Genomic DNA, 15,039 nt, shown 5'->3' on the forward strand with positions numbered 1-15,039 from the left:
CTCACGACGAACACCCTTGCTGTTCAGCTAACGGTTCCCGCTATCAGGGTCCGTAGGGGACTTTCACCCCCAAGTCATCCGACCAACCACCACGGCGGACCGGATAGCGCCTAATTGGCGCTGCGCGCCATGCCTGGCGCATGCCTGGCGCACCATAAAAAAACGCCACGTTATAAATAACGTAGCGTTTAGAAATATTGGTGGAGCCTAGCGGGATCGAACCGCTGACCTCAACACTGCCAGTGTTGCGCTCTCCCAGCTGAGCTAAGGCCCCACATGCTGCCAGCTTCGTGCAGCGGGGCGAATACTAATCCACAGCACTGTAAGAGTCAAGCATTAAAGCAAACCAGCATCATCTAATTCTCCTTTGCTGAGAGCTGTGGCACTCTATAGGTTCGCAGCGTGCGTATCGCTTGAGTCCACGATGATTACCTGCAGGAGCCAGACCTTTGATCAACGTTTTAATTGCCGATGATCACCACCTGGTGAGAACCAGCATCGCCCACCTGCTAAACGAAGAGTCCGATATTAAAATTGTGGGCGAAGTGGATGATGGAGAGAGCGCCGTCGCCCAGTGCCGACAACTAAAGCCTGACATTGTCCTCATGGATATTCGTATGCCGGGTATCGGCGGGCTAGAAGCCACACGGCGTATTCATCGCACCCTGGCTGACATTAAGGTTATCATTCTTACCGCCCACTTAGAGGACAGCGTCCTGAGGCGCATGCTTGAAGCCGGTGCATCGGGCTTTTTAAGCAAAGGGGCTGATGCGGTGGAAATGACCGATGCCATTCGCCAAGTCTTCCGCAACGGGCGCTATATAAGCCAAGAAATTGCACAGCGGCTAGCACTCGCCCACTTCACTGACGAAGATAGCCCATTTAACCAGCTCTCTGATCGCGAGCTACAAATTGCTTTGATGATCGTCAACTGTCAGCGAGTACAAGATATTTCTGACCGTCTACACCTTAGCCCTAAAACTGTTAACACTTACCGTTATCGCTTGTTTGATAAGCTACATGTCACCAGTGATGTCGAGTTGACCCATCTCGCCTTACGCCACGGTCTAGTCGAAGGTTTTGACGCCACTATGGGATAGACCTACCATCGCAGCTTCTGCCGTTTAAGAGCTCCAATGCCCAGCTATGACTTTTGATGCCAAGCAGTTTTTAAGCTCTGTCAGCACTTCACCCGGTGTTTACCGCATGCTGGATGAGGAGCAAAACACGCTCTATGTCGGCAAAGCGAAGCGTTTGAAAGCACGGCTGGCAAGCTATTTCCGCGGCCAGCTCAATACCAAAACCCAGGCGATGGTGGCACGCATTGCCGATATTCAAATTACGGTTACCCGTAGCGAAACCGAAGCACTGCTGCTTGAACAAACATTAATTAAGGAGCTTCGCCCGCCCTACAACATCCTGCTACGGGATGATAAATCCTACCCGTTTGTGTTTGTCACTGACCGCCACCCCTACCCCGCTTTGGAATATAAGCGAGCACGCCAGCGTCGCGACGATGGCCGCTACCTGGGCCCCTACCCCAGCAGCGGGGCCGTAAAAGAGAGCCTGACACTGATGCAGAAAATTTTTCGCATCCGTAACTGCGAAGACAGTGTTTTTGCCCACCGCTCTCGCCCTTGCTTGCAGTATCAAATTCAGCGCTGCAGCGCCCCTTGTGTTGATTACATCTCAGAAGAGGAGTATCGCCGGGATGTGGAACATGCGGTGATGTGCCTAGAAGGCAAAAGCGAGCACGTGACCCAGCTATTAACCCAAGAGATGGAAGTAGCCAGCCAAGCGCTCCACTTTGAAGAGGCCGCACGCCTGCGTGACCAAATCCAGCAGCTACGCCAGCTGCAGCAGCGCCAGTTTGTGGATAACGAGAGCGGCGACGCAGACGTTTTCGCCTTAGCCCAACGCACTGGCGCACTCGGCATCTCCATATTGAGCGTGCGTGATGGTCGTCTACTGGGCGCTCGGCACCATACGCCAAAGAATGATCTAGACCTGCCGCCAGAAATGCTGCTGACCGAAGTGGTTAGTCAATACTATTTTGGCCAGCCGCATAACGTACCCCGAGAAGTAATTACTAGCCTCCCGCTGGAAGATAGCACTCTGATTGCCGATGCCCTCTCTCAGCAAGCAGGCAAAAAAGTCAGAGTAGCAAGCCAAGTGCGCGGGCATCGCGCCCAATGGCAGCACCTCGCCATGACCAACGCCGAGCAGCAGCTTGCATCACAGCTGGCCAATAAAACCCAGCTCACTCAGCGGTTTGAGGCACTGCAAAAAGCGCTGGGACTGGAAAAACTGCCAGAGCGGCTTGAGTGTTTCGATATCAGCCACAGCCAGGGCGAAGCCACCGTGGCGTCTTGCGTGGTGTTTGACCACCAAGGCCCGCGTAAAAGTGACTATCGCCACTTCCGCATTGAAGGCATCGCAGCAGGGGATGATTACGCCGCCATGCAACAAGCGCTGACGCGGCGCCTGAAGCGGGTAAAAAACGGAGAAGCAGTGGCCCCCGATATTCTGATTGTGGATGGCGGCAAAGGGCAGCTCAATATGGCACGCGAGGTACTAAACGACCTTTCGGTCACCAACATCATCCTACTAGGCGTTGCCAAAGGAACCACTCGCAAGGCCGGGCTGGAAACTCTCTTCTTAGAGACCAGCGATAACCCGCTACCTTTAGATCCGGCTTCGCCGGCACTGCATTTAATCCAGCATATCCGCGATGAGTCCCACCGCTTTGCGATTGCAGGCCACCGGGCAGCGCGAGACAAAGCGCGACGCACGTCTACTTTGCAGGATATTCCTGGCATAGGCCCTAAACGGCGGCGTGAACTTCTGCGCTTTTTTGGTGGCCTACAGGGCGTACAAAAGGCCAGCCGTGATGAACTAGCCAGGGTGCCCGGAATTAATGCAGCCCTCGCAGAGACCATTTATACGGCACTGAATGGATAAACTTGTTCTTAACATGGATGCAATGCGCTAAGGGGGATAGAATAACCCGCACATTACACTCCGACTTTCATGATTCTCCGGCAAGGATCGCGCCCTGCGATGAATATACCCAACATACTTACACTGGCAAGAATCGTCTTTATCCCTCTACTGGTAGTACTGTTTTATCTACCTTTCAGTTGGAGCATGCCGGTTGCCGCTGGTTTATTTGCCCTAGCATCGGTCACCGACTGGCTCGATGGCTACCTGGCCCGCCGCTGGAATCAGTCGACACCCTTCGGCGCCTTTTTAGACCCTGTGGCAGACAAACTTATGGTCGCCGTGGCGCTTGCACTGTTAATTGAGCGTTTCGACACGCTGATCCTGACGCTGCCCGCACTGGTGATTATCGGTCGTGAGATCGTTATTTCAGCCCTGCGGGAGTGGATGGCCGAAATGGGTAAACGCGGCATGGTGGCAGTCTCTTGGGTTGGCAAACTAAAAACCACGCTGCAGATGGTCGCCATTCTGGTGCTGCTGGCCTTCCCGCCAGGGCACGAAATCGCGCTACTGGGCGTGGTTGTTCTGTACGCTGCCGCTGCTCTCACGCTTTGGTCAATGGCTCAGTATCTAAAAGCTGCTTGGCCGCACCTTAGTCGCTCAATGTAGGCAGCATAAATGTCAGCAGCACAGTAGCTCTTTGAACCCGTTGATAAATTGATTGTTTGACAAGCGCGCAGCGATGCGTATAATTCGCCCTCGAGTCGAGCGGGAATAGCTCAGTGGTAGAGCATCGCCTTGCCAAGGCGAGGGTCGAGAGTTCGAATCTCTTTTCCCGCTCCATTTGGTTAACACCAATGACTTGTTAGGCTGGATGGCAGAGTGGTTATGCAGCGGACTGCAACTCCGTGTACGCCGGTTCGATTCCGACTCCAGCCTCCATTGTCAGTGTAGCGATTGCTGCTAAAGCGCCGATACACTGCCCGGATGGCGAAATTGGTAGACGCAAGAGACTTAAAATCTCTCGGAGGCAACTCCGTGCCGGTTCAAGTCCGGCTCCGGGCACCATGAATTGTTAGTAAGAACATGACGCTGCGAGATCTTCTGATCTACGCGGCTTTTTTGTGTTTAACGCCCACCCGATCAGTTACCTTTCACTTTTTTGCCTACACCATCGCTAAGCGCCAGTGGTCACGCTATGATGCCATCCTCCCTGTGAAAGCGTGTTGCGCGCGGCTTTTGATAGCAAAAAGAAGGAGCGGGCCCCTATGAGCACGCCAACAACCGACCTACTTATTATCGGCGGCGGCGTCGCCGGCCTCACCCTAGCGCTAGAAGTTGCTGACCACTTGTCAGTCACGCTGGTACGTCCGGCACTGGATGATCAAGGAGCCAGCCGCTGGGCACAGGGCGGCATTGCGGCAGTGCTCTCTCCGGATGACAATCTCGACGACCATGTACGCGATACCCTCATCGCTGGCGATGGACTATGCGATGAAGACGCCGTTCGTTTTACCGTCACCCATGGTCCTGAGGCGATTCAATGGCTCATTGACAACGGTGTGCCGTTTACGCCCGACCCGGACCCAAGTGCCCGCTACCCCTACCACCTGACCCGAGAAGGTGGGCACAACGCGCGACGCATTATTCATGCCGATGACGCCACCGGTCGTGCGGTAGTTGAAACCTTGGTCAATAAAGTCTCCGCCCACCCTGGCATTACTCAGCGCAGCGACCTGACCATTCTCACCCTGCTGAGTAACGCTGAGGGCCACTGCATTGGCACCCAAGGTGTCGATAGCGAGCAGCGCCTACAAGCGTTTTATGCCCATCACACCGTTCTCGCTACCGGCGGCGCAAGCGGGTTATACCGGCACACCACCACCCCAGCACCCAGCAGCGGCGAAGGTATGATGATGGCGGCTGAGCTGGGAGCAACGCTTGCCAATCTTGAGTTTCAGCAGTTTCACCCTACCTGCCTATTCGACCCGGATGGCCCAGCCTTTCTGATTAGCGAGGCGGTGCGCGGTGAAGGCGGCCACCTGCTTAACGAAGCTGGCCATCGTTTTATGCCCGACCTCGATCCACGTGCCGAGCTAGCGCCTAGAGATGTGGTGGCCAGAGCCATTGATGCACAGATTCAGCAAGGCACGCTGGGGCACGTCTGGCTAGATATACGCCACTTAGGGGAAGCCTCTATACGCCATCACTTCCCTACAATTTTGGCTCATTGCGCCTCGCGGGGAATGGATATTACGCGCCAACCGATCCCCGTTGTGCCCGCCGCCCATTATAGCTGTGGCGGCGTCGCTACCGACCACGCTGGCGCTACCGACGTTGCCAACCTTTATGCCATTGGCGAAACGGCCTACACCGGCCTCCACGGCGCAAACCGTATGGCTAGCAATTCGCTGCTTGAGTGTTTGGTTTATGCGCGTAGCTGCGCCCGGCATCTGCTCTCCTTGCCCTCGCCACCCAATGAGCCGCTGAATACAGGGGATGATCATCAAGCACCTATCATCCAGCCCAACATTAACGTGGAACTAGAGGCACTTAGAAAGCTCCGCTTTAAGATGCGCAGCGTCATGAGTCAATACGTATCGATAGTAAGAAGCGACCAAGGCCTTGCTACCGCCAGTGAAGCACTGGCAGAAATCAAAAAAGAATTGGAAAAGCTAGATAAAGCGATGTCGCACCCAGAAAGTATGCGACTAAGGCAAGCCATTATGCTTGCTCAACTCACTGTGCTGGCCGCCTCTCAACGCCACGAGTCTCGGGGCTTGCATTACTCTATTGACTGGCCAGAACATCAGGCCACCTCCGCCCCTTCTCAACTGACACTAGATAGTTTGCGTTTAGCAGGGCTTCCGCACTAACGCCCTGCCAAACTATCGACCAGGCCGATGGAAACATCGGCGCAGGGCGCGCTGACTGTCACCTGGGAGACTGTCTGGCCATAACCAGAGACGCTGTGATCCCATACGAAGCCCTACTAGCCAAGGCCCTAGATAGTCACAGCTAACTCCTAATGTCGGCCCCGCCTCTCCAGTGGCTAGCAACCAGCATCCCTCTATCTGGCTGCCGTTCTTGGTGAGCTGCAGCGCCCCACATGGCTGCGCACTATAGGAGCCATACACCAGCGCCATCCCAATGCTTAGCGTTAATCCCCCTAACCAATGGCCTATCGCCCAACCTGCTAATATCGCCAGCCCCAGCACCAACGCCCCGCAAAGCCCGCCTGCCAGCTTAGAGCGTGCGATAAGCAGTGTTATCGGTGGTTTCAGCATGCTCAACGATCATTTGCACAAGATGGCGCAAGTCAGGGTCTTCAGGCCACTCACGATGCATCAGCCAAACGAACAAATCTTGATCCTCTTCTTCAATCAAACGCTGATACGTCAACTGCTCCTCTTCGCTCAGCGTGTCGAAGCGTTTTTCTAAAAAGGGAATTAACAGCAGATCCAGCTCCCACATACCGCGCCGGGAGTGCCAGTAAAGCCGCTTACGAAGCACAGCGGCGGGGGAAGTATCGTCGCTCAACGTCAGCCTCTCCGAGTAGATGAAAATGAAAAGCCAGTATACCGAAGCTGTGGGGTCGCGCCAGGGCCAAGCTTCGCCTATGCTGTTAATCAGCTTCGTACTAACTTGCCTAGTACCTTGTTTTATCTGAATTGTTTTATGCGGTTATGCGCAGTATGCTGATTTCAAAGTTATCGAGGTCGCATGTGCATTACGGCCTTTAAACGCAGGGAGCCAACCGATGACCAAGTCTGAACTAATCGAACAAATTGCGATGCGTCAACCGGAGCTATCCGCCAAGGATGTCGAAACAGCGGTGCGTATTATCCTAGATGATATGACCGATGCTCTCGCCACTGGAGGACGAGTAGAGATCCGTGGTTTTGGCAGCTTTTCGCTTCATTATCGCAAGCCGCGCACGGGGCGTAATCCTAAAACCGGCGACCCGGTAGATTTAGACGGCAAATACGTACCGCACTTTAAACCGGGCAAGGAGCTGCGCGAACAAGTCGATGCGAGCCGCGCTTTAGGTTACTAAAGCGAGTTAATAGCGCCATCCGACCTTCTGCGGGATGACGTCGCGCCCAGACTCAGACACAATAGCATCATCGTGAACGTCACTGATTAGGAAACTCTCATGCGTTGGATCAAAGGGCTGATTCTGGCCGTCATTTTATTGGTAGTGATGCTGGTGGGCATTCTGTTTGCTGTGAATAACCAGCAAGCCATTGCCTTAAACCTAATTTGGGCTGAACTGCCTGCCGTATCACTCTCCGTATGGCTACTAGCCACCCTAGCGGTGGGCGTCATTGTCGGCATGCTGGCCATGCTGGGTGTTTATGTTCGCCTGAAAGCACGGCTTACCCGCAGTGAGCGTCACAATAAACAGCAGCGCAAAGAGCTAGACCGGTTACGCACTCAGGGGTTGAAGGAACTGGCGTAAATGCATGATGCTGTGCTGCTAGGCGTACTCTTGGCAGCCATTGCCATCGGCTTTGGCCTAGGCATCCGTTACGCCTACCGCCGCCAGCAGCACTCCCCCGCCTCGCGTACTCCCGGCTTATCACGGGAATACTTCGTCGGGCTGAACTATCTGCTGAACGAGCAGCCCGACGAAGCGATTAACACCTTTATCCATGCATTGGATGTTAATAGCGACACCATTGATACTCATATTGCCCTTGGCAAGCTTTTCCGTGCCCGCGGTGAAGCAGATAAAGCCGTTAGCATTCATCAAAACCTGCTAGCCCGCCCAGCACTCTCTACCACGACTAATGAAATCATTCAGCTTGAGCTCGCCCGCGACTTTATCGCCTTGGGTGTGCACGACCGAGCCCAGCGGCTACTGCGCAGCCTGCTAGAACACTCGGTGAACGAAGCGCTCCGTCTAGAAGCGAAGCGGCTGCTGATTGATTTACTTGAGCGAGAAAAAGAGTGGCAAGACGCGCTAGACGTTGTTCAACCGCTGATTAAGCAGCAACCCGCCATGCGCCGCCCTGCATCACACTGGCTCTGTGAACTTGCCCAACAGGAAATTGATCAATCTAGCCGCGCAATGGCGCGTAAGCACCTTAAAAAAGCGCTCCAGTTGGATGAGCGCTGTATTCGCGCCACCTTAATGCTGGCTGAATTAGAGATGGATAATGGTCACTATGCAAAAGCTATCGAGCGGCTTAATCATATACCCCAGCAGGATATCGCTCACGTACCGACCATGCTACCAGCGCTCCAGCGCGCTTATACCCGCAATAACAACTTACCCGGCCTGGAAAGCCACCTGTATAAACTACTAGGCCAAGCGCCGTATACCAGCGTCATTGTGACGCTAGGGGAACTCGTTCATCAAAGAGATGGAGTAGACAGCGCTATCGAGCGAACCGGCGAGTGGCTGAGTGAAGCGCCCAGCCTAGGAGGGCTTGATTACCTAGTTGATCTCTACCTGGAAAGTGAACGGCTCGCTGGTAAAGCCACACCGGATACCCGACTCCTCTTACTAAAACACCATACCGATGCCCTGCTGAAGGGACGCCCCCGCCATCGCTGCCGCCGCTGTGGGTTTAGTAGCGACAGCCTGGCTTGGCAGTGCCCCAGCTGCCGCCGCTGGGGCACTATTAAACCAATTACCGGCGTCGAGGGCGAATAGCTATTGCCCACCTACCAGCTCGGCCTCAATAGCCGCTAATGCTGCCATAGGGTCTTCTGCTTGCGTGACCGGACGACCTACCACTAAATGCGTGCTACCCGCCTGCATTGCGTCAGCAGGCGTCATGATGCGCTGTTGATCGTTCGCCGCCGCAAAGCTAGGACGAATACCGGGCGTTACTTTTAAGAATGCGCTGCCGCACTGCGCCTCGATCTGCGCCGCCTCCTGCGCCGAGCACACCACGCCGTCTAATCCGCTTTGCTGGGCCAGGGCTGCCAAGCGCATGACGTGCTCAGCAGGGCTTGCAGTAATGCCCACATCCGCCAAGTCTTCCGCCTGCATGCTAGTCAGCACCGTGACCGCAATTAAGTGCGTAGTAAGCTGATGGTCGGATAAGCGCTTTGCCGCTGCCTCCATCATTTTGCGCCCGCCAGAGGCGTGAACGTTTACCATCCAAACACCCTGCTCTGCCGCCGCCTGAACAGCACTGGCCACGGTATTAGGAATATCGTGAAATTTAAGATCCAGGAACACATCGAAACCACGTCCATGGAGCGCTTCCAGTACGGCAGGGCCACTTCGCGTAAACAGCTCTTTACCGACTTTGAGACGGCACCGAGTAGGGTCAAGCTGGTCTGCCATGCACAGAGCTGCATCAAGCGAAGGGTAATCCAGGGCAATAATCAGTGGGGAATCGGTGGACACGCGCTTACTCCGTGTTCGTGAACGCTTAAAGGGAAATTGCGCCATTGACGCGATGGGTATTGATTAGTGTACCAGCCCCACAGAGCTTGCAGTGTAAGCGATTGGCCATTTCCCTGTAGCAAAAGGCTTACAAAAACCATCGTCGATGACTTACAGCATTCACTGTTCTAAATGCTAATTTCAACTAAGGCGGCGAATAAAGCTTCACTCCTATCGCTGCGCTCATGGCCTTTCGTGCTGAGTACGCGACTGGCTCAATGGAAAAAACAGAAGGATGTTAACGATGCAGACAACGTTTAAGCGTATCGCAGCCGCACTACTTATTAGCCTCAGCCTTGGCCTATCAGGAACAGCGATGGCTCAAGCCATTGCGCCGATTAACGTCAACAGTGCCGATGAGGAACTGCTTGCTGAGCTGCCCGGTATTGGCCCAAGCCGCGCGACAGCGATTATTGAAGAGCGCGAAGCCAACGGTGCCTTTGAAAATGCCGATGATCTGACCCGCGTGAACGGCATTGGGCCAGCCACCGTTGACCGTATGCGTGATCAAATCAAATTTGAAGAGTAAATTTAAAAAGCAACCCACCACATGCCACCGCACGGTTACACATCGGCGGTGGCAGTGCTGACAAGCCGCTTAAATTGTATCGCCGGGCACTCGCACTCGCCCTTCCATTAACACTCGTGCACTGCGGCTCATTACCGCCTGATCAATCTGCCAGCGCCCGTCTACCAGGCTGGCTTTCGCCCCAACCCGAAGTGACCCTGAAGGATGGCCAAACGTCACCGCTTCACGCTCAATGCCACCGGCCGCTAAATTCACCAACGTGCCCTGAATCGCCGCTGCCGCGCCAATAGCGACCGCCGCCGTGCCCATCATGGCGTGGTGTAGCTTGCCCATCGAGAGCGCCCGCACCACCAAGTCAATATCTTCAGCATTGACGGCTTTCCCACTCGATGCCGTATAGCTAGCCGCGGGGGCCACAAAGGCCACTTTGGGGGTATGCTGACGGCTGGCGGCCTCCTCCACATGGTTAATCAATCCCATGCGGACAGCACCGTGGGCGCGAATCGTTTCGAACATCTCCAGCGCCTTGGCATTCCCATTAATCGCTTCTTGCAGTTCACACCCGGTGTAGCCCAGCGCCTCAGCATTGACGAACACCGTTGGAATGCCTGCATTAATCAGCGTTGCTTTCAGCACACCAACACCCGGCACCTCTAGGTCATCGACCACGTTACCGGTGGGAAAAATAGCGCCCTCGCCATCAGCAGGGTCCATAAACGCGACGGGGATTTCTGCCGCTGGAAAGGTCACGCCATCCAACTCAAAATCACCGGTTTCTTGCACCTCACCATCAGTTATGGGCACTTGGGCAACAATGGTTTTCTGAATATTGACCTGCCAAATACGTACTTCTGCGATGCCGTTTTGCGGCACCTTGGCAGGGTCAACTAAACCATTGGCGATAGCGTAAGGCCCCACCGCCGCGGATAGGTTGCCGCAGTTGCCGCTCCAATCCACAAAGGGCTTATCGATGGAGACTTGGCCGAATAGGTAATCCACATCGTGATCGGGCGAGTCACTCTTCGAGAGAATCACCGTTTTGCTGGTACTGGAAGTGGCGCCCCCCATGCCATCAATTTGTTTTTCATAAGGGTCGGGGCTGCCTATCACCCGCAGCAGTAGCTTATCCCGCGCCTCACCGGGCACCTGAGCGGCGGGGGGTAGGTCGCCCAGAGTGAAAAACACCCCCTTACTGGTGCCGCCCCGCATATAGGTGGCGGGAATACCGATTTGTGCTTTATGAGCCATGACGCACCTCTTAAAAAATAGCCTGGCAACTGCCAGGCTATTCACTATCAATCACACCCTTACCATTGCGCTGAGACCACTAGGCAACGGAGGATTCCAAAAAGTCCTGGGCAAACCGCTGCAGCACGCCACCGGCTGAATAGATGGTCACTTCTTCGGCCGTATCCAATCGGCAAACCACTGGCACGCGCTCGGTGCTGCCGCTAGTGCGGTGGATAACCAGCGTGAGCATGGCGCGGGGTTCAGGCGTGCCTTCCACATCGAAGACCTCCGTGCCGTCCAACTCTAGGGTTTTCCGCGTGGTCCCTTCCTCGAACTGCAGCGGCATAACACCCATACCGATCAGGTTCGTGCGGTGAATGCGCTCGAAGCCTTCGGCGACAATGGCTTCCACCCCTGCGAGCGCGACGCCTTTGGCGGCCCAGTCACGAGACGAGCCTTGGCCATAATCCGCACCGGCGATAATGATCAGCGGCTGCTTGCGGGCCATGTAGGTCTCGATGGCTTCCCACATGCGGGTCACCTTGCCCTCCGGCTCGATCCGCGCCAGCGACCCCTGCAGCACCTTGCCCTGCTCGTCGTGGACCATTTCGTTGAACAGTTTCGGGTTCGCCAACGTTGCCCGCTGGGCGGTCAGGTGATCCCCGCGATGGGTGGCGTAGGAGTTAAAGTCCTCCTCCGGCAGGCCCATTTTGTGCAGGTACTCCCCCGCCGCGCTATCGAGCATGATGGCATTGGAAGGCGAAAGGTGGTCGGTGGTGATGTTGTCCGGCAGAATCGCCAGCGGGCGCATGCCCTTCAGCCCACGCTCTTTAGCCATGTTGCCTTCCCAGTAGGGCGGGCGGCGAATGTAGGTGCTCTGGGGCCGCCATTCGTAGAGCGGGCTTACCTGCGTACGCGCACTTTTATCCAGATCGAACATCGGGATATAGGTTTGGCGGAACTGCTCGGGCTTCACCGCCGACTTCACGATAGCATCGATTTCGCTATCGTCGGGCCAGATATCCTTGAGGGTGACCGGATTACCCTGCGTGTCATACCCCAGCACGTCTTTTTCGATATCAAAGCGAATGGTGCCCGCAATGGCATACGCCACAACCAACGGCGGTGAGGCCAAAAATGCCTGCTTGGCGTAGGGGTGAATACGCCCATCGAAGTTACGGTTGCCGGACAGCACTGCCGTGGCGTACAGGTCGCGGTCAATGATTTCCTGCTGGATGTGCGGCTCCAGCGCGCCAGACATCCCGTTACAGGTGGTACAGGCGTAGGCCACCACACCAAAGCCGAGGTTTTCCAACTCATCCATCAAGTGCGCTTCTTCTAAGTACATCTTGACGGTTTTGGAGCCAGGGGCCAGCGACGACTTCACCCACGGTTTGCGGGTCAGCCCTAACCGGTTGGCGTTGCGAGCAATCAACCCAGCCGCCACCATATTGCGCGGGTTAGACGTGTTGGTGCAGCTGGTGATGGCGGCAATAATCACCGCACCATCCGGCATTCTGCCTGCCTGCTCATCGGCCTGGGCTTTATCCAAGTCGATGGCGATACCCCGCTTTGCCAGCTCGGAAGTAGGCAGGTGGGCATGGGGGTTAGAAGGGCCAGCCAACGTGCGCTCCACGCTTGAGAGATCAAACGTCAATACCCGTTCGTAATAGGCACTCTTGAGATCATCTGCCCATAGCCCAGTATGCTTGGCATACGCTTCCACCAGCGCGACTTGCTCATCTTCACGCCCAGTGAGCTTGAGATACTCAATGGTTTGGTTATCGATGTAGAACATCGCCGCCGTAGCACCATACTCCGGCGTCATATTGGAAATCGTGGCGCGGTCGCCCACGGTCAGCGCGTCAGCGCCTTCGCCGTAGAACTCTAAGTAAGCGCCCACTACGCGCTCTTTACGCAGAAACTCGGTAATCGCCAGCACCATATCCGTGCCGGTAATCCCCGGCTGTAGTTTGCCGGTAAGCTCGACCCCGACAATATCCGGCAGGCGCATCATGGAGGCGCGACCAAGCATGACGCTCTCTGCCTCTAAACCACCCACTCCCACAGAGATTACCCCGAGCGCATCTACCATGGGCGTATGGCTGTCGGTACCCACACATGTATCTGGATAGGCAATACGCACGCCCTGCTCATCAGGGCGGCACTGCACCACTGGGGACATCTTCTCCAGGTTGATCTGGTGCATGATGCCGTTGCCGGGAGGAATCACGTCGACGTTTTCAAACGCCAGCTTGGTCCAGTTAATAAAGTGGAAGCGGTCGTCGTTACGACGATCTTCCACTTGGCGGTTTTTCTCGAAAGCGTCCTTCTCAAAGCCCGCATGTTCGACGGCCAGCGAGTGGTCGACGATAAGCTGAGTGGGCACAACCGGGTTGACCTTGGCCGGGTCACCGCCTTTATCGGCAATGGCATCACGCAGGCCAGCTAAATCTACCAGCGCGGTTTGGCCAAGAATGTCGTGACATACCACCCGCGCCGGGTACCAGGGAAAATCTAAATCCTGCTTGCGCTCAATGAGCTGTTTTAGAGCATCAGTGAGCAGCTCCGGGTCACAGCGACGTACCAGCTGTTCGGCCAATACGCGCGAGGTGTAGGGCAGTTTGGCATAGGCGCCGTGCTGGATATCCTCGACCGCTTGGCGTGCATCGAAGAACTCTACCGGCTCGCCCTCTACCAGAACGCCCGGTAGCGGCTTGCGATAATTCGTGTTCATAACGCCTCTCACTTAGTCACCACGCAACCGATCAGTCACGCGCTTCGATGGGTACCCATTCGCTCTTCTCAGGACCGATATAATCGGCGCTGGGGCGAATAATGCGGTTGTTGGCACGCTGCTCGAACACATGCGCTGCCCAGCCAGTCACCCGGGACATCACGAAAATCGGTGTAAACAGCTTGGTCGGGATATCCATGAAGTGGTAAGCGCTGGCATGGAAGAAGTCCGCATTACAGAACAGCTTCTTCTCCCGCCACATTACCTCTTCACAGCGTACCGACACCGGATAGAGCACCGTGTCGCCTACATCTTCAGCTAACTTTTTGGACCACTCTTTGATAATAGCGTTGCGCGGGTCCGACTCACGATAGATGGCGTGACCAAAGCCCATGATCTTCTCTTTACGCTCCAACATACCGAGCATTTCCCGCTCTGCTTCCTCTGGCGATGCCCAGTTCTCGATCATCGCCATGGCAGCTTCGTTGGCACCGCCATGCAAAGGGCCGCGCAGCGAGCCAATCGCGCCGGTGATACAAGAGTGCATATCGGAAAGCGTAGAAGCGCATACCCGAGCGGTGAAAGTTGAAGCATTGAACTCGTGCTCGGCATAGAGAATCAGCGAGACGTTCATCACGTGAGCATGAAGCTCAGAGGCTGGCTCGCCGCGCAGCATATGTAGGAAGTGGCCACCTACCGAGGCATCATCAGTTTCGGTATCAATACGCACGCCGTCATGGCTGAAGCGATACCAGTAGCAAATAATCGAGGGCAGCACCGCCAGCAGGCGATCCGCCACGTCCTGCTGCTCGTCAAAGCTCTCCTCGGTTTCCAGGTTACCCAGCATGGAGGCCCCCGTACGCATCACGTCCATCGGGTGAGCGTCTTTGGGAATCTGCTCCAGCACGGTTTTCAGCGCATCAGGCAGGCCACGCAGGCCTTTTAGCTTGGCAATGTAGTGGTCAAGCTCCGCCTGGTTGGGCAGTTTGCCTTTCAACAGCAGGTAGGCGACTTCTTCAAATTTGGCTTTTTCAGCCAGCTCCTTAATATCAAAGCCGCGATAGGTGAGGCCGGAACCGGTTTTACCCACGGTACATAGGGCCGTCGCACCTGCGCTCTGCCCCCGAAGTCCTGCGCCTGCTAGCGGTTTATCAGCCATGTTATCTCTCCTGACGTACTTATTAGTTTTATAAGTGT

General features: G+C 55.4%; 13 protein-coding genes and 4 tRNA genes. 11 read left to right on the top strand and 6 right to left on the bottom strand.

Annotated elements, in window-relative coordinates; all coding sequences use genetic code 11:
- Positions 1-198 precede the first annotated feature (198 nt).
- Positions 199-274 (bottom strand) — tRNA-Ala (locus AC13CN_RS04530).
- Between the two features lie 175 nt (positions 275-449).
- Here AC13CN_RS04530 and uvrY point away from each other — a divergent pair.
- From uvrY to nadB, 7 genes are all read left to right on the top strand, one after another.
- Complete coding sequence (gene uvrY / locus AC13CN_RS04535) at positions 450-1,100, top strand: UvrY/SirA/GacA family response regulator transcription factor (protein ID WP_058576295.1); 651 nt, start codon at positions 450-452, stop codon at positions 1,098-1,100.
- A gap of 46 nt (positions 1,101-1,146) precedes the next feature.
- Positions 1,147-2,961, top strand: coding sequence for an excinuclease ABC subunit UvrC (uvrC, locus tag AC13CN_RS04540; RefSeq protein ID WP_137094495.1), 1,815 nt, complete (start codon positions 1,147-1,149; stop codon positions 2,959-2,961).
- Positions 2,962-3,060: 99 nt separating this feature from the next.
- On the top strand, positions 3,061-3,609 hold the full coding sequence (gene pgsA / locus AC13CN_RS04545; protein WP_044628106.1) for a CDP-diacylglycerol--glycerol-3-phosphate 3-phosphatidyltransferase: 549 nt from the start codon (positions 3,061-3,063) through the stop codon (positions 3,607-3,609).
- Positions 3,610-3,708: 99 nt separating this feature from the next.
- Positions 3,709-3,783 (top strand) — tRNA-Gly (locus tag AC13CN_RS04550).
- A gap of 25 nt (positions 3,784-3,808) precedes the next feature.
- Positions 3,809-3,882 (top strand) — tRNA-Cys (locus tag AC13CN_RS04555).
- A gap of 39 nt (positions 3,883-3,921) precedes the next feature.
- Positions 3,922-4,008 (top strand) — tRNA-Leu (locus AC13CN_RS04560).
- 200 nt (positions 4,009-4,208) lie between these two features.
- Positions 4,209-5,816, top strand: coding sequence for an L-aspartate oxidase (gene nadB, locus AC13CN_RS04565; protein ID WP_253557557.1), 1,608 nt, complete (start codon positions 4,209-4,211; stop codon positions 5,814-5,816).
- A 370-nt stretch (positions 5,817-6,186) separates the two neighbouring features.
- Here nadB and AC13CN_RS04570 read toward each other — a convergent pair whose 3' ends face one another.
- A complete protein-coding gene (locus tag AC13CN_RS04570) occupies positions 6,187-6,480 on the bottom strand; it encodes an FAD assembly factor SdhE (protein ID WP_044628108.1) in 294 nt (97 codons plus the stop codon).
- A gap of 220 nt (positions 6,481-6,700) precedes the next feature.
- On the opposite strand from AC13CN_RS04570, the gene AC13CN_RS04575 reads away from it, so the two are divergent.
- The 3 genes from AC13CN_RS04575 (at position 6,701) to lapB (ending at position 8,602) form a co-directional block, all read left to right on the top strand.
- On the top strand, positions 6,701-6,997 hold the full coding sequence (locus AC13CN_RS04575; protein WP_044628109.1) for an integration host factor subunit beta: 297 nt from the start codon (positions 6,701-6,703) through the stop codon (positions 6,995-6,997).
- 99 nt (positions 6,998-7,096) lie between these two features.
- Positions 7,097-7,402: a LapA family protein gene (locus AC13CN_RS04580; RefSeq protein ID WP_074210773.1), complete on the top strand. Its 306-nt coding sequence runs from the start codon at positions 7,097-7,099 to the stop codon at positions 7,400-7,402.
- Positions 7,403-8,602 (top strand): lipopolysaccharide assembly protein LapB, encoded by a 1,200-nt coding sequence (gene lapB / locus AC13CN_RS04585; protein WP_044628111.1) that lies wholly within the window; start codon positions 7,403-7,405, stop codon positions 8,600-8,602.
- Here the strand turns inward: lapB and pyrF are convergent, their stop codons facing one another.
- Positions 8,603-9,307: an orotidine-5'-phosphate decarboxylase gene (pyrF, locus tag AC13CN_RS04590; RefSeq protein WP_058576291.1), complete on the bottom strand. Its 705-nt coding sequence runs from the start codon at positions 9,305-9,307 to the stop codon at positions 8,603-8,605. It abuts the gene before it with no gap.
- 283 nt (positions 9,308-9,590) lie between these two features.
- Here pyrF and AC13CN_RS04595 point away from each other — a divergent pair, with 283 nt between their 5' ends.
- Complete coding sequence (locus AC13CN_RS04595; protein WP_044628113.1) at positions 9,591-9,875, top strand: ComEA family DNA-binding protein; 285 nt, start codon at positions 9,591-9,593, stop codon at positions 9,873-9,875.
- Between the two features lie 69 nt (positions 9,876-9,944).
- Here AC13CN_RS04595 and prpF read toward each other — a convergent pair whose 3' ends face one another.
- The 3 genes from prpF to prpC all read right to left on the bottom strand — a co-directional run bounded on the left by prpF (position 9,945) and on the right by prpC (position 15,001).
- A complete protein-coding gene (gene prpF / locus AC13CN_RS04600; RefSeq protein WP_483053031.1) occupies positions 9,945-11,123 on the bottom strand; it encodes a 2-methylaconitate cis-trans isomerase PrpF in 1,179 nt (392 codons plus the stop codon).
- 79 nt (positions 11,124-11,202) lie between these two features.
- Positions 11,203-13,842, bottom strand: coding sequence for a Fe/S-dependent 2-methylisocitrate dehydratase AcnD (gene acnD / locus AC13CN_RS04605; protein WP_483053032.1), 2,640 nt, complete (start codon positions 13,840-13,842; stop codon positions 11,203-11,205).
- Positions 13,843-13,873: 31 nt separating this feature from the next.
- A complete protein-coding gene (gene prpC / locus AC13CN_RS04610) occupies positions 13,874-15,001 on the bottom strand; it encodes a bifunctional 2-methylcitrate synthase/citrate synthase (protein ID WP_062375736.1) in 1,128 nt (375 codons plus the stop codon).
- Positions 15,002-15,039: the final 38 nt, after the last annotated feature.

Source organism: Vreelandella sp. L-25 (assembly GCF_056857535.1).

Excerpts from the sequence above, each read along its gene's own strand:
- uvrC (WP_137094495.1), top strand. The coding sequence starts at position 1,147 with ATGACTTTTGATGCCAAGCAGTTTTTAAGCTCTGTCAGCACTTCACCC.
- pgsA (WP_044628106.1), top strand. The coding sequence starts at position 3,061 with ATGAATATACCCAACATACTTACACTGGCAAGAATCGTCTTTATCCCT.
- nadB (WP_253557557.1), top strand. The coding sequence starts at position 4,209 with ATGAGCACGCCAACAACCGACCTACTTATTATCGGCGGCGGCGTCGCC.
- AC13CN_RS04575 (WP_044628109.1), top strand. The coding sequence starts at position 6,701 with ATGACCAAGTCTGAACTAATCGAACAAATTGCGATGCGTCAACCGGAG.
- AC13CN_RS04580 (WP_074210773.1), top strand. The coding sequence starts at position 7,097 with ATGCGTTGGATCAAAGGGCTGATTCTGGCCGTCATTTTATTGGTAGTG.
- lapB (WP_044628111.1), top strand. The coding sequence starts at position 7,403 with ATGCATGATGCTGTGCTGCTAGGCGTACTCTTGGCAGCCATTGCCATC.
- AC13CN_RS04595 (WP_044628113.1), top strand. The coding sequence starts at position 9,591 with ATGCAGACAACGTTTAAGCGTATCGCAGCCGCACTACTTATTAGCCTC.
- prpF (WP_483053031.1), bottom strand. The coding sequence starts at position 11,123 with ATGGCTCATAAAGCACAAATCGGTATTCCCGCCACCTATATGCGGGGC.
- acnD (WP_483053032.1), bottom strand. The coding sequence starts at position 13,842 with ATGAACACGAATTATCGCAAGCCGCTACCGGGCGTTCTGGTAGAGGGC.
- prpC (WP_062375736.1), bottom strand. The coding sequence starts at position 15,001 with ATGGCTGATAAACCGCTAGCAGGCGCAGGACTTCGGGGGCAGAGCGCA.